General features: G+C 43.6%; 15 protein-coding genes. 9 read left to right on the top strand and 6 right to left on the bottom strand.

What is annotated here, in order from left to right; translation table 11 throughout:
* Window positions 1-53 precede the first annotated feature (53 nt).
* The 7 genes from ubiE (at window position 54) to hemB (ending at window position 5,773) form a co-directional block, all read left to right on the top strand.
* Window positions 54-809: a bifunctional demethylmenaquinone methyltransferase/2-methoxy-6-polyprenyl-1,4-benzoquinol methylase UbiE gene (ubiE, locus tag AAC855_RS01990; protein ID WP_340607965.1), complete on the top strand. Its 756-nt coding sequence runs from the start codon at window positions 54-56 to the stop codon at window positions 807-809.
* Between the two features lies 1 nt (window position 810).
* On the top strand, window positions 811-1,464 hold the full coding sequence (gene ubiJ / locus AAC855_RS01995; protein ID WP_340607966.1) for a ubiquinone biosynthesis protein UbiJ: 654 nt from the start codon (window positions 811-813) through the stop codon (window positions 1,462-1,464).
* Complete coding sequence (ubiB, locus tag AAC855_RS02000) at window positions 1,451-3,079, top strand: ubiquinone biosynthesis regulatory protein kinase UbiB (protein ID WP_340607967.1); 1,629 nt, start codon at window positions 1,451-1,453, stop codon at window positions 3,077-3,079. Before ubiJ ends, ubiB begins: the two co-directional genes overlap by 14 nt.
* 109 nt (window positions 3,080-3,188) lie before the next feature.
* A complete protein-coding gene (gene tatA, locus AAC855_RS02005) occupies window positions 3,189-3,449 on the top strand; it encodes a twin-arginine translocase TatA/TatE family subunit (RefSeq protein WP_340607968.1) in 261 nt (86 codons plus the stop codon).
* 9 nt (window positions 3,450-3,458) lie between these two features.
* Window positions 3,459-3,842, top strand: coding sequence for a Sec-independent protein translocase protein TatB (gene tatB, locus AAC855_RS02010; protein WP_099111108.1), 384 nt, complete (start codon window positions 3,459-3,461; stop codon window positions 3,840-3,842).
* Window positions 3,843-3,845: 3 nt separating this feature from the next.
* Window positions 3,846-4,625 (top strand): Sec-independent protein translocase subunit TatC, encoded by a 780-nt coding sequence (tatC, locus tag AAC855_RS02015; RefSeq protein WP_340607969.1) that lies wholly within the window; start codon window positions 3,846-3,848, stop codon window positions 4,623-4,625.
* A 131-nt stretch (window positions 4,626-4,756) separates the two neighbouring features.
* A complete protein-coding gene (gene hemB, locus AAC855_RS02020; protein ID WP_340607970.1) occupies window positions 4,757-5,773 on the top strand; it encodes a porphobilinogen synthase in 1,017 nt (338 codons plus the stop codon).
* Between the two features lie 68 nt (window positions 5,774-5,841).
* Here hemB and dxs read toward each other — a convergent pair whose 3' ends face one another.
* From dxs to xseB, 3 genes are all read right to left on the bottom strand, one after another.
* Window positions 5,842-7,707: a 1-deoxy-D-xylulose-5-phosphate synthase gene (gene dxs / locus AAC855_RS02025; RefSeq protein WP_340607971.1), complete on the bottom strand. Its 1,866-nt coding sequence runs from the start codon at window positions 7,705-7,707 to the stop codon at window positions 5,842-5,844.
* A gap of 303 nt (window positions 7,708-8,010) precedes the next feature.
* Window positions 8,011-8,928: a (2E,6E)-farnesyl diphosphate synthase gene (gene ispA, locus AAC855_RS02030; protein ID WP_340607972.1), complete on the bottom strand. Its 918-nt coding sequence runs from the start codon at window positions 8,926-8,928 to the stop codon at window positions 8,011-8,013.
* Window positions 8,929-8,932: 4 nt separating this feature from the next.
* Window positions 8,933-9,190, bottom strand: coding sequence for an exodeoxyribonuclease VII small subunit (xseB, locus tag AAC855_RS02035; RefSeq protein WP_340607973.1), 258 nt, complete (start codon window positions 9,188-9,190; stop codon window positions 8,933-8,935).
* Between the two features lie 249 nt (window positions 9,191-9,439).
* On the opposite strand from xseB, the gene thiI reads away from it, so the two are divergent.
* Window positions 9,440-10,888 carry a tRNA uracil 4-sulfurtransferase ThiI gene (gene thiI / locus AAC855_RS02040; RefSeq protein ID WP_340607974.1) on the top strand — a complete coding sequence of 483 codons (1,449 nt, stop codon included), beginning with the start codon at window positions 9,440-9,442 and terminating at the stop codon, window positions 10,886-10,888.
* 64 nt (window positions 10,889-10,952) lie between these two features.
* On the opposite strand, the gene yajL is transcribed toward thiI, so the two are convergent.
* Entirely contained in the window at window positions 10,953-11,549 is a 597-nt protein-coding gene (gene yajL / locus AAC855_RS02045; RefSeq protein WP_340607975.1) for a protein deglycase YajL, read from the bottom strand.
* The gene (gene panE, locus AAC855_RS02050) at window positions 11,512-12,423 is read right to left on the bottom strand and encodes a 2-dehydropantoate 2-reductase (RefSeq protein ID WP_340607976.1); all 912 of its coding nucleotides are present in this window, start codon (window positions 12,421-12,423) and stop codon (window positions 11,512-11,514) included. The genes yajL and panE overlap by 38 nt, the downstream gene beginning before the upstream one ends.
* A 182-nt stretch (window positions 12,424-12,605) precedes the next feature.
* On the opposite strand from panE, the gene AAC855_RS02055 reads away from it, so the two are divergent.
* On the top strand, window positions 12,606-13,097 hold the full coding sequence (locus AAC855_RS02055) for a YajQ family cyclic di-GMP-binding protein (protein ID WP_099111550.1): 492 nt from the start codon (window positions 12,606-12,608) through the stop codon (window positions 13,095-13,097).
* A gap of 119 nt (window positions 13,098-13,216) precedes the next feature.
* On the opposite strand, the gene AAC855_RS02060 is transcribed toward AAC855_RS02055, so the two are convergent.
* A complete protein-coding gene (locus AAC855_RS02060; RefSeq protein ID WP_340607977.1) occupies window positions 13,217-14,587 on the bottom strand; it encodes an MFS transporter in 1,371 nt (456 codons plus the stop codon).
* Between the last annotated feature and the right edge of the window lie 25 nt (window positions 14,588-14,612).

The following is a 14,612-nucleotide window of genomic DNA, read 5'->3' on the forward strand; positions in this document are numbered from 1 at the left end:
GGAAAGGCTGGTAAACTTGCTATAATTTTTTGAATGAAAAGCGGACAAAGAAAATGCCAGATCAATCGAAAGAAACCACACATTTTGGTTTCCGTACCGTAGCTAAAGACGAAAAAAAAGATATGGTGGCGGAAGTATTCCACTCCGTTGCAGCAAAATATGATTTGATGAATGATTTGATGTCATTTGGCATTCATCGTATTTGGAAGCGTTTCACTATTGATGCAAGTGGCGTCCGTCGTGGTCATAAAGTTCTCGATCTGGCTGGAGGAACAGGGGATCTAACCGCAAAATTCTCCCGTCTTGTTGGAGAGAAAGGCGAAGTTGTACTGGCAGATATTAATGATTCCATGCTGAAAGTTGGCCGGGAAAAATTGCGTGATAACGGTATTGTCGGTAATGTCAGCTATGTTCAGGCGAATGCTGAAGAATTGCCATTCCCGGATAACTATTTTGACTGCATTACCATTTCATTTGGTCTGCGTAATGTCACGGATAAAGATAAAGCTTTGCGCTCAATGTTCCGGGTTCTTAAACCGGGCGGGCGTTTACTGGTACTGGAATTCTCCAAACCCGTACTGGCACCTCTGAGTAAGATTTATGACACCTATTCGTTTCATATCCTGCCACGAATTGGTCAGGCGGTTGTTAAGGATGCAGACAGCTACCGTTATTTGACTGAATCCATTCGTATGCACCCTGATCAGGAAACATTAAAAGGTATGATGGAAACTGCTGGTTTTGATCTGGTTTCCTACTCCAATATGACCGGTGGAATTGTTGCACTGCATAAAGGGTTTAAATTCTGACATGGAAACTCCCTCATTAAGCCATAGCGTGAACTCTACGGTACTGTTTCCGGTTTTAACCGCCTTTCTGGAAACAACACTGAATCACCTGCTGTATCGGGAAACGGTATTGAAATCAGCCCGTATGAGATTGGCGGGTAAAGTGCTTTCCATTGAACTGAAAGAAATTGAAATTCCGTTGATATTGGTTTTCAGTGAAAAACAGGTCGATGTTTTAAGTCAGTGGTCAGAGTCTGCTGATTGCTCAATGAAAACCACATTACCAGCCCTGCTTAAATTACGTGATCGCCAATGCCTCTCATCTTTGATCAACAGCGGTGAAATCATTATTGAGGGAGATATGCAGGTTATTCAGCAGTGGTCGGCTCTGCTGGATATGCTGGAATGGGATCCGGCTCATTACCTTTCACCTTATGTTGGCGATATTGTGGCGGAAGGGCTTAATCGGGTAGTGAGAAATAGCATCCGGTTTGCCTGTAATACTGTCTCAAGGCAGAAAACCTACCTGACTGAATCACTGACTGAAGAGTGGAAAATGACACCCGGCGCTTTGGAATTGGCTTATTTCAGTGAAGAAGTTAATGCTGTTGCCAATGAACTGTCTGACATGGAAAAACGTCTGGCAGCGATGGAGAAAAAATATGACGCCCAGTGAAATAAAGCGCCTCTATTTTATCATTAAAGTTTTCCTTACTTATGGATTGGATGAGCTGATCCCAAAGATCCGTCTGACATGGCCATTGCGTTTTGGCCGTTCTTTCCTGTTCTGGCTGCCTAACCGACACAAGGATAAAGCATTAGGAGAACGTTTACGTCTGGCATTACAAGAGCTTGGGCCAGTATGGATTAAACTTGGTCAGATGCTGTCTACCCGCCGTGATCTCTTTCCTCCTGCAATTGCTGATCAACTGTCTCTCTTGCAGGATCGTGTCGTTTCCTTTGATGGTGCCGTTGCTCGTCAATCCATCGAAACCGCATTGGGCGGGGCTCTTGAAACGTGGTTTGACGATTTTGAACAGCAACCACTGGCTTCAGCCTCCATTGCTCAGGTACATACCGCGCGTTTGAAAGAGAACGGAAAAAATATTGTCATTAAGGTGATCCGCCCTGATATTCTGCCCGTTATAAAGGCGGATGTCCGGCTAATGTACCGTTTAGCGAATCTGGTTCCTTTACTACCTGATGGTCGTCGTCTTCGCCCACTAGAAGTGGTTCGCGAATATGAAAAAACGTTGCTTGATGAGTTGAATCTGTTGCGGGAAGCTGCAAATGCTATTCAGCTGCGACGTAATTTTGAAAAGAGTCCGATGCTTTATGTACCGGAAGTGTATCCTGATTACTGCCGGGAAAACGTACTGGTGATGGAGCGCATTTATGGTATTCCGGTATCCGATGTTGCTGCATTAGAAGCTCAGAATACCAATATGAAATTGCTTGCTGAGCGCGGTGTTCAAATCTTTTTCACTCAGGTATTCCGTGACAGCTTTTTTCATGCCGATATGCATCCGGGTAATATCTTTGTGAGCTATGAACGACCGGAAGATCCGACTTATATCGGCATTGATTACGGTATTGTCGGCTCACTGAATAAAGATGATAAGCGTTATCTGGCCGAAAACTTTATTGCTTTCTTTAATCGTGATTATCGTAAAGTTGCTGAGTTGCATGTGGATTCAGGCTGGGTTCCGGCAGACACGAATGTAGAAGATTTTGAGTTTGCTATCAGAACGGTATGTGAGCCTATTTTTGAAAAACCCCTGGCAGATATTTCATTTGGCCATGTGTTGTTGAATCTTTTCAATACTGCCCGTCGTTTTAATATGGCAGTGCAACCACAGCTCGTTTTGTTGCAGAAGACACTCCTGTACGTTGAAGGCTTGGGCCGGCAGTTGTATCCACAGCTCGATTTATGGAAAACAGCAAAACCATTTTTGGAAGATTGGTTGCATGATCAGGTTGGCATTCCGGCTATCATGCGGGCGTTTAAAGAAAAAGCCCCTTATTGGGCGGAAAAACTGCCGGAACTTCCTGAATTGGTTTATGGCACACTGCAACAACATAAACGTTTGCAAACGAGTATTGATCAGATATCACAGCAGTTAAAACAACAGCGGCATAATCAGCAGAAATCCCTTTACTTACTTGGGATTGGTGCAACACTGTTTATCTGTGGTGGTCTGTTTTTTATTTCTGATCTGGCTCATCTAGCATCGGGGTTAATCGGAGCAGGAATAATATCGTGGCTACTGGGCTGGTTTAAACTTAAATAGTGACTTCTTGACGTTCTGACGTTCGACGTGGTTGCGGTATTTTCGAACATAAGGTTCGTAGATTATAATAGAAGTATTAATGTTTCCCACGAACATGAGGTAGATCAGTATGGGTGGTATAGGTATTTGGCAATTGCTTATTATTGCTGCCATTGTTGTCTTGGTGTTCGGCACTAATAAACTACGTACTTTGGGTTCAGATTTGGGTGAGTCGATAAAAGGCTTCAAAAAAGCGATGAGTGATGATGAAAAATCAGATCAGGCAGAAAAGAATAGCCATGATGCTGATTTTGAAACCAAAAACCTCACTGATAAGCCTACGGTTGATCAATCTGAAAAATCAGAGAGTAAAAACAAAGACAAAGAGTAGGTATAAACCGTGTTTGACATTGGTTTTAGTGAACTGCTATTAGTGCTGGTGCTTGGTCTGATTGTTCTGGGGCCAGAACGTTTACCTGTTGCTGTCAGAACAGTGGCTGGCTGGATCCGGGTATTACGCTCACTGGCGACAAATGTCCAGAATGAACTTGCAAAAGAATTAAAATTACAGGAGCTTCAGGACAGTCTGAAAAAAATGGAAGAAAAGGCAGATTTACAATCCCTCTCTCCAGAATTACAGGCATCAATGGATAAATTGAGGGAAGCTGCTGAATCGTTGAAAGAGTCTTATCAGCTGACCCCCGAAGAAGCTAAAGAGCTGGAAGAAGATGAAACACATTTTCATCCTCCTGTATCTGATAAAAAATCCAATAGTGAACGCTAAAACATGTCGATGGACGATACTCAACCTCTTATCAGTCATCTGATTGAACTCCGTAAGCGGATTCTGAATAGCCTGATTACTGTGCTGGTCGTTTTTCTGGCGCTGGTTTATTTTTCTAACGATATTTATCGGCTTATTGCTGCTCCCTTAATGGAACAACTCCCTGTGGGAGCAAATATGATTGCGACAGATGTCGCATCGCCTTTTTTTACGCCAATCAAATTGACCATTATGGTATCCGTTTTTGTTTCGGCTCCGATGATCTTATATCAGGTATGGGCATTTATTGCGCCGGCACTGTATAAGCATGAACGGCGTTTGATTGTGCCATTACTGTTTTCCAGTAGTGTCTTATTCTACTTGGGGATGATTTTTGCCTACTTTGTGGTATTTCCTCTTGTATTTGGTTTTTTTACCAAAACTGTTCCCACTGGAGTCATGATTGCAACAGATATCAGTAATTATCTGAGCTTCGTTATGGCGCTTTTCCTGGCATTTGGTGTTTCATTTGAAGTGCCGATAGCGATTATCCTGCTGTGCTGGAGTGGGGTAGTGACTCCTGAGTCATTAAAAAGAAAACGTCCTTATATTTTGGTCGGAGCATTTGTGGTAGGCATGTTACTTACACCACCTGACGTTTTCTCGCAAACTTTGTTGGCTGTTCCCATGTATTTGTTGTTTGAGCTGGGGGTATTTTTGTCGCAGTTTTATGTAGGAAAACGCAAACTACATGAAACTGAAAATGGCTCTGAACGTGAGACAGACGGTAATCCGAAAAAATAATCAGCCATCCGACAGTCGTGATTATTGCTACAAACTTGAAGGGTTAAGTTCTGTAGTATTAAAAATAACAGTTCGTAATGGCAAAATTAGCCCAGTGTAATTCTGCTGGGTTTTATATTAGGAGAGCAGTAATGAGCTATGCATTTCCAGGTACGTTTCCTGGCCGCCGTATGCGCCGTGTACGCCGCCATGATTTTTCCCGCCGTTTAGTCGCTGAAAATCAACTCACTGTTAATGACTTAATTTATCCTGTGTTTGTGATGGAAGGAACTAATCAGCGTCAGGAAGTGCCTTCTATGCCGGGAGTATATCGTTTGACTACCGACCTTCTGCTGAAAGAGGCCGAAGAAGTTGCCCGATTGGGTATTCCTGTTTTGTCTCTGTTTCCGGTCATTGAATCCGATAAAAAATCACTGGACGCAAAAGAGGCTTATAACCCGGATGGTTTGATTCAACGTTCTATTCGTGCGTTGAAAGATGCGGTTCCTGAATTGGGATTACTGACCGATGTGGCGTTGGATCCTTTTACAACACATGGGCAGGATGGGATCATTGATCAGGATGGTTATGTTATCAACGATATCACCAAAGAAATTTTGGTCAAACAGGCGTTATCTCATGCAGAAGCAGGAGCTGAAATCGTTGCACCAAGCGATATGATGGACGGCCGTATCGGGGCGATTCGCGCACAACTTGAGAATGATGCGCATATCAACACGCAGATCATGGCTTATTCTGCCAAATATGCTTCCTGTTACTATGGGCCATTCCGGGATGCGATAGGTTCCAGTGCTAATCTGAAAGGTGGTAACAAGATGACCTATCAGATGGATCCGGCAAACAGTGATGAAGCATTGCAGGAAATTGCGCAGGATCTACAGGAAGGGGCTGATAGCGTGATGGTAAAACCCGGAATGCCTTATCTGGATGTGATCCGGAGAGTAAAAGATACGTTCGGTGTACCGACATTCGCTTATCAGGTATCCGGTGAGTATGCGATGCATATGGCTGCTATTCAGAATGGTTGGTTGAAAGAACAACCGGCAATTATGGAGTCATTACTCTGTTTTAAACGAGCAGGGGCTGATGGGATCCTGACTTACTTTGCTAAACGTGCGGCACAATGGTTACATGAGCAAAAGAGCTGATACTTTTTAAAAAATAGCTGAGAAGTGAAACGGATGAATAATAAAAATTATTCATCCGTTATGACAACTTATTGATTAAGGTGTTTTTCGATAGCGTCTAAAATGCCCGCCGAATCTAACCCTAAGTCAGAATGAAGTTCTGATTGTGTGCCCTGAGGTATAAAGTAATCGGGTAACCCTAGGTTTAACACCGAAACTGAGCTGCCGGTTTGCATCAGTAGTTCATTAACCCCACTGCCTGCACCGCCCATGATGGCATTTTCTTCCAGTGTTACCAGTAAATCATGTCGGGAAGCCATCTCCAGAACCAGTTCTTTATCCAGTGGTTTGACAAAGCGCATATCAACAACGGTTGCATTCAGGGATTCAGCCGCCTGTAATGCGTTTGGCAGTAATGTACCAAAGTTTAAAATGGCAATTTTTTCTCCCTGACGGCGGATAATCCCTTTGCCAATTGGTAGCATTTCCAGTGGCTGCAGTTCTGCGCCTGTGCCTGTGCCACGTGGATAACGGACAGCGGATGGACCATCCTGATATTGGTAGCCGGTATGCAACATCTGTCGGCACTCATTTTCATCGCTTGGTGCCATAATCACCATATTGGGAATACAGCGCAGGAATGAAAGATCGAAGGCACCCTGATGAGTCTGCCCGTCAGCGCCGACAATTCCACCCCGATCGATAGCAAAAAGGACAGGTAAGTTCTGGATAGCGACATCATGGATAAGTTGATCATAAGCACGTTGCAGGAAAGTAGAATAAATCGCGACAACAGGCTTATATCCCCCAATTGCCAGACCAGCAGCAAATGTCACTGCATGTTGTTCAGCAATGGCAACATCAAAGTATTGCTCTGGATATTCACGGGAGAAACGCACCATGCCTGAGCCTTCTCTCATTGCAGGCGTTATCGCCATAAGTTTTTTGTCAGTGGCAGCTTCTTCGCATAACCATTCACCAAAAATTTTCGAGAATGTCGGGCGGGTATCTGAGCTTTTTGGCAGAGAACCTGTTGATGGATCAAATTTAGGAACCGCGTGCCAACTGATAGGATCTTTTTCCGCAGGAGCATATCCACGGCCTTTTTTGGTCATGATATGCAGAAATTGCGGCCCTTTCAGTTCACGCATATTTTTCAGGGTCTGAGTGAGTGCTAATACGTCATGACCATCAACAGGGCCGATATAGTTGAACCCAAGCTCTTCGAACAGAGTCCCGGGAACAACCATACCTTTGAGGTGTTCTTCAGTCTTTTTCAGTAACTCTTTAATGGGAGGCAGACCTGAAAAGACTTTTTTGCCGCTTTCGCGCAGAGTTGTATACAACTTACCGGAAAGAAGTTGTGCCAGATGGTTGTTCAATGCACCAACGTTCTCAGATATCGACATTTCATTGTCATTGAGAATGACAAGCATATCCGGGTCGATAGCCCCTGCATGGTTCATGGCCTCAAAAGCCATACCTGCGGTAATGGCACCATCACCAATCACACAAACTGTTTTGCGGCCTTTATCTTCATGTTTTGCCGCAATTGCCATACCCAAACCGGCACTGATTGAGGTTGATGAGTGCCCGACACAAAGCGTGTCATATTCACTCTCATCCCGCCACGGGAAAGGGTGGAGGCCATTTTTCTGGCGGATAGTGTTGATACGCTCACGGCGCCCGGTCAGAATTTTATGTGGGTAAGCCTGATGGCCGACATCCCAGACTAAATTGTCAAAGGGTGTCTTATAAACATAATGGAGTGCGACGGTTAATTCGATAGTTCCAAGGCCGGAAGCAAAGTGGCCGCTGGAGCGACTGACACTGTTTAGCAAAAATTGGCGCAGTTCATCGCATAACTTTGGCAACGTGTCTTTAGGTAGCAGGCGAAGTTCTTCAGGGGTTTCCGCCAATGCCAATGTTGGATATTTCGCTATATCAATGCTCATGCTATGCCTGTTAAAATGCTATGCACGTTATATCCTTTGTCTTTCAAGTTGCCTCTTTGTTGGCTAAGCTCATTCGCCCCGGTCACCGTTTTTATGAACATACGGTTATCTATGCTCCCGTGCCTCATTCCCTTGCCGCCGCGATGCCACTCGAAATCCCTTGGATATATAAATTGAAGATTAAGAACCCTGATATTATTAGCATGTAATTGCGGGGGTTCTCCCGAGAAGGCCATATTCTATTTTATTTTGAATTTATGTAACCGATAACTCATCAATCAGCGGTTTTCATGACCTGAATTTTTAGCTGTTTCTCTCAATGATGAAGCCCGCCAGCCGTTTTAGAGTCTCTGTATTATAGAATTGTTTTTCCAGTTCTGTGAGAGCGGCAATAGCATCTTCATACAGATCTTTGGCTTTTTTCTGAGCCTGCTTTAATCCCAGTAATGCGGGATAGGTGCTTTTACCAAGCTGCTGGTCGTTCCCCTGACGTTTGCCGATAATTTCTGTATTGCCAATGACATCCAGAATATCATCATGAACCTGAAACGCGAGGCCGATAGCTTGCGCATATTGATCGAGCAAAGGCAATACTTCCCGACCACGTGTACCTGCGCCATACGCTCCGAGTCTGACTGCGCAACGAATTAGCGCACCTGTCTTGTGTCGGTGAATCTTTTCCAGAGCGGCTAGATCGATTTGCTTTCCTTCAGCTTGCAAATCCAGTGACTGCCCGCCGCACATACCCGCAAGACCACTGGATATTGCTAACTCAGCAACCATATCAAGGCGATCTGATAGTGCAATATTTGGCATGTCGTGCTTTGACAGGATTTCAAATGCTAATGACTGCAAAGCATCCCCGGCCAGAATGGCATGATCTTCACCAAATTTGATATGGCAGGTAGGCTGACCACGTCGTAAATCATCGTTGTCCATCGCGGGTAAATCGTCGTGGATTAGAGAATAGGCGTGAATGCATTCTATAGCGAGGGCTGGTGCATCAAGGCTCTCTTTGGGCAGTCCAAGCATTTCACCGACGGCGTAAACCAGAAATGGACGCAGCCTTTTTCCACCCAGTACAGCACCGTGTTGCATCGCAGTTGCTAATGGGCTGCCTAAAAAGGGGAGCGAAGAAAATGTTGCCATCAACTTCTCGTTGATATGTTGCTGGCAATTGCTTAATTGCTCTTCAAAAGGAGCCTTACATTGTTCAGACATAAAGTTACTCAGCATCAGGCGAAAATTCATCAAGTGGCGATTGTGCATCATTACTCAATAGAATTTGTACTCGTTGTTCCGCTTGTTGGAGGGTTTTTTGCCCTTGTCTTGCAAGTTGAATTCCGCGTTCAAATTCATTTAATGCATCCTCTAAAGGAAGCTCCCCTGATTCCAGCCGAATGACGATTTCTTCCAGCTCTTTCAGGGATGTTTCAAAAGTCGGTGCCTGCTCGGTTGCTGATATTCGGTTTGCCTTAGACATAATGATTTTATGGTATGATTATTTAACGAGCTACAGTGAAGTAAATCCGTTACAGAATTGCAGAGTACCCTACTACACTGAAAGAAATAAATCATTCGTTACTACTGTTTTTTTACAGACAGACTGTTTTTTTACAGGAGATATAATGAGATAGTGTTATACTCTGCGCCCTATCCAACTGAACTATTTAAGAACAATCATCGATACTGCTTGTGATAGTTCAATACTGAATGACTACTATATCTTACTATGAAGTTTATCATTAAATTATTCCCAGAAATTACGATCAAGAGCCAGACTGTCCGCTTACGTTTTATTAAAATCCTTGCCAGCAATATCCGGAATGTACTGAAAGCATTCGGAGAGGGAACTGCTGTTGTTCGCCATTGGGATAATATAGAAGTTCGAACTAAAAATGATAACCTCGGCGCAGAAATTTGTGATGCACTTACACGTATTCCGGGTATTCACCATATCCTGCAAGTAGAAGAGAGAGAGTTTCGTGACTTGCATCATATCTTTGAACAAACCTACGAAGCATACGGGCATTTATTGCATGGAAAAACATTTTGTGTCCGTGTAAAACGTCGGGGTAAACACAGTTTTACTTCCAATGAAGCTGAACGATATATTGGTGGCGGCCTGAATCAGCATATTGAATCCGCCAAAGTCAAACTGACTCATCCGGATGTGACAGTTAATCTGGAAATTAATCAGGACACACTGGTTCTGGTTAAAGCTCGTCATCCGGGGATTGGCGGATTTCCAATCGGAACACAGGAAGACGTTCTTTCACTTATTTCAGGCGGGTTTGATTCCGGTGTTTCCAGCTATATGCTGATGCGCCGAGGCTGCCGTGTTCACTACTGCTTCTTTAATCTTGGTGGTTCTGCCCATGAAATTGGGGTGAAACAGGTTGCTCATTATCTGTGGAACCGATTTGGCAGTTCTCACAAAGTCCGTTTTGTTGCTGTTGATTTTGAACCCGTTGTCGCAGAAATTCTGGAAAAAGTGGATGACGGTCAAATGGGGGTTGTGCTGAAGAGAATGATGGTCAGAGCCGCCTCCAAAATTGCAGAGCGCTATGGTGTTCAGGCAATCGTCACAGGAGAAGCGTTAGGGCAGGTATCCAGTCAGACGCTGACTAACCTGAGACTGATCGATAATGCTTCCGATACACTGATCCTTCGCCCTCTGATTTCTCATGATAAAGAGCACATTATTAAGCTGGCTCGCGAGATAGGCACAGAAGATTTTGCCCGTACTATGCCCGAGTTCTGTGGTGTGATCTCTAAAAGCCCGACAGTGAAAGCAATCAAAGCCAAAATTGAAGCAGAAGAAGATAAGTTTAATTTCGATATTTTGGATCATGTGATAAGTGAAGCTCAGAATCTGGATATCCGTCAGATAGCTGAGCAGGCTGGTGAGCAAGTTGTAGAAGTAGAAATGGTGACTGAGTTTTCTTCTGATGATGTATTACTGGATATCCGCTCACCGGATGAACAGGATGACCGTCCACTGAAAATGGAAGGTATCGATATCCATTCACTGCCTTTCTATAAGCTGAGTACCCAGTTTGGTGATTTACCAAAAGAGAAAAACTACCTGCTGTATTGTGAGCGTGGAGTAATGAGCCGTTTACAGGCGCTTTACCTGCGTGAACAGGGTTTCGAGAATGTGAAGGTTTATCGCCCTTAATTAGAAAACATCTAAGCTGCTGGCATGATATATTGTTACCAGCAGCTTATAATTACCAAAACTATTATTGCTGGTTTTGGTAATTGTTGATCCCCGGCGGCAGAACTAACTGAGCAGCAACTTCTGCGGCAGTCTCTTTCCCTTTCAAAAGCTCAATCAGTTTTAAAGCGAAGTCAAAAGCAGTCGCAGGCCCCTGACTGGTGAGTAGATTGACCCTCTCATCAAAGTAGACCCGTCGATCTATCCATTTCTCTGGCGCGATTTTATCTTTCATACTGGGGTATCCCGTCATATTACCAACTGGAAAAAGTTGATGATGTTCCAGAACAATCGCTGGCGATGCACAAATTGCAGCAATGATTTTCCCCTGACTTTGTGCCGTGCGAATTTTTTCCACAACTAGCTCGCTATCACGAAAACATTCCGCTCCTTTTATTCCGCCCGGCAGGATAACGGCATCAAAATCCTCGTCAACAACTTCTACCAGAGGGACATCTGCAACGATCTTGACACCACGTGAGCAGGTTAATATCAGTGCGCCATCTGTTGCTGTACTGGCGATGGTGATGCTAATACCGGCTCTGGCCAGTAAATCAATAGTTGTGACAGCTTCGGTTTCTTCACTACCGTGAGCGAGACAAATGAGAGCTGAGGCGTTCATATTCCTCCTCCTGTCGTTTGATATAACGATAAATTTGTGTGTTTTCTGTCAGTATCAGCCCATGTTCACGGGCCCGATTGAGTAGAAAACCAGTAATGTAGTCTATTTCTGTACGTCGCTGTGAACGGATATCCTGCCGCATAGATGAAGAGTTTTCTGATGTCTGTATGATGATATCCATAATGTAATCTATCAGTGCTTGCTTGGAGATCGGAATACCATCATGTTTCATTACCTGATGAACTTCATCACATAAAGCATGGACTTTAGCAATATGGTTTAGTAACCCGCCATTTTTACAGTCGCAAAGTACGGTGAGTGGGTTGATAATGCAGTTTGCAGCAAGTTTTAGCCAACTGATAGCATAAATATCATTGCTCCAGATTACCTCTGGCAGAGCATTGTTCAGAATATCTGCTAATACACTGAATTTATTAGCATCAGGTAGGGTAGAACCAATTTGGGTTATTCCCGGTGATTTATGATAAACAATACCATTCTCCTGATAGGCTCCATGCGTCGTTACCCCGGATAAAATAGGATTAGGCAGAGGTAAAAGTTCTTCCTGTGTTCCCATCCCGTTATGCAGTAACAGTATCGGGCAATCGGGAGAAAGTTTGGGGAAGATATTATTAATGGCATCGGGAACCTGCCAGGCTTTCAGACAAACAAGCAGTAATTCGCTTTCAGCAAGATGCTTTTCGTCATTGGCAAGGAATTGCTGTTCAAATGTTCTGTTTTGTAATTGATTAATACGAACAGCTAACGAAGGTTGTGGGATTTTTAGCCATGCCTGAACCTGATGCTGTTGTTCAGACAAGGCGGCAAGCCACAATTTGCCTATGGCACCACAGCCCAGAACAGTTATTTTCATTGTTCTTCCTTGAGAGATACTTTCATCGGAAACATTAAAATTATGCAGTTCTTGCATCAATCTCAGACTACCTAATATCGCGGAAATCAGAATGATCACTTAGCCTGAGAAGTATAGATCTTTTGCCAATAATGGAAAGCGGTTATCATGCCGGATTATTGATTAGCTGGAGGTGACTGGTAATGCCATCATTTGATATTGTTTCAGAAGTTGATATGCAGGAAGTGCGCAATGCAGTAGAGAATGCGCAGAGAGAATTAACCAATCGCTGGGATTTCCGCAATGTCAATGCGAGTTTTGAATTAAACGAGAAGAACGAATCCGTTAAGATCGCGAGCGAATCTGATTTTCAGGTTAACCAACTTATCGATATTCTGCGTGAAAAATTTGCCAAACGAGGAATTGATGGCTCGGTGCTGAATGTTCCTGAAAATATGGTCCATAGTGGTAAAACCTACAGTGTGGAAGCAACCATGCTACAGGGTATTGATACACCATTAGCGAAGAAAATCGTTAAGCTGATTAAGGACAGTAAGCTGAAAGTTCAGGCCCAAATTCAGGGTGAACAAGTACGAGTTACTGGTAAAGCCCGTGATGATCTGCAAAGTGTGATTACATTAGTTCGCGGTGCAGAGTTGGGCCAACCTTTTCAGTTTACTAACTTCCGAGATTAACCGTAATATAAGCGGATTGTTCTTTTTGGCCTGAGCCAAATATTTAAGGGAAGCTCGTCATGATTGATTATTGTTGCTTCCCTTAATTCCACTACTATAAATATCGGCTACCCTGAACTTTATGATGAATGGGCAGTGACAATCTGTTCTAATTGTTCACGGTTAGTCTGCTTAGTATCTACTTTTATATATGCGCTGAGTTCCTCTGGCACAATAACGACATCTTTCACACCCACCTGAGAACGCATTTCTTTTTCCAGAACGTCAGGAGTACTTAATTGAGCAGGTAAAACTAGCCTGATGCTACTGACATAAGGTGGTTGTCGCATGGTAAGACTGAGAATAAACCAGAATAGAGTAAGAATAATTCCAGCCATAAAGACTAATGATGCACCTTGTATTTCGTATAGCATACCACCAAGACTTCCCCCCAACGCAACGCCGATAAACTGGCTGGTGGAGTAAATCCCCATCGCTGTACCTTTATATCCTGCTGGTGCTTCTTTACTGATTAATGAAGGTAAAATGGCTTCCATGATATTAAACGCAAGGAAGAAAATCTGAATACCAGCAAATATTCCCCAAAGATGTGAACCTAAAGACCACAATACAAATTCAGCAATAAACAACATGCCGATGCAAAGCAGGAAAACCTGTTTCATTCGGCGTTTTTTTTCTGCATAAATAATGAATGGTAAAACAGCAATAAAGGAAATAAGTGTAGTAATTAAATAAACTTTCCAATGTTGCTGGGGAGGAAAACCGACTTTTTCCATAATAAGGGGTAGGGCAACAAAACTCGACATTAATAAGGTATGCAGGCTAAGTATACCAAAATTGAGTTTTAGCAGCTGAGGATCAGAAAGCACACGCCGGAAACTACCGCGGACAATACCGGATTCCCGATTCAATAAGTGCTTATGTGTCGAAGGTACTGCAAATAATGTTATTAAGATACCGCAACTGGCAAGGATTGCTATCGTACCAAATAGACCATTTAATCCAATATGGTGAGTGACAATAGGGCCGATGACAATGGCAAAGGCAAATGTGATACCAAAACTGATCCCAATAAATGCCATCGCTTTTGTGCGGTTTTGCTCACGGGTCAAATCCGATAGTAATGCCATAATGGCGGCAGAGATTGCCCCCGTTCCCTGCAACGCTCTTCCGGCAATAACACCCCAGATGGAATCGCTAAAGGCGGCAATGATACTGCCTAAGACAAAAATAAGAAGCCCAATGATGATTAAAGGTTTTCTGCCGATTTTATCTGAAAGCAGCCCGAACGGGATTTGAAATATTGCTTGTGTTAAACCGTAGATACCAATTGCAATGCCGATCAAAGCTTCGGAGGCACCCCGTAATTCTAAACCGTAGGTTGTCAGGACGGGTAACACCATGAACATGCCTAACATGCGTAGAGAAAAAACAGAACCTAAACCCCATGTTGCTCTGAGTTCAAGGGGCGTCATTTTATTATCGTTCATGGGTACCTCATACCTTCAAAAATTC

Source organism: Xenorhabdus bharatensis (genome assembly GCF_037996705.1).
GTDB lineage: Bacteria > Pseudomonadota > Gammaproteobacteria > Enterobacterales > Enterobacteriaceae > Xenorhabdus > Xenorhabdus bharatensis.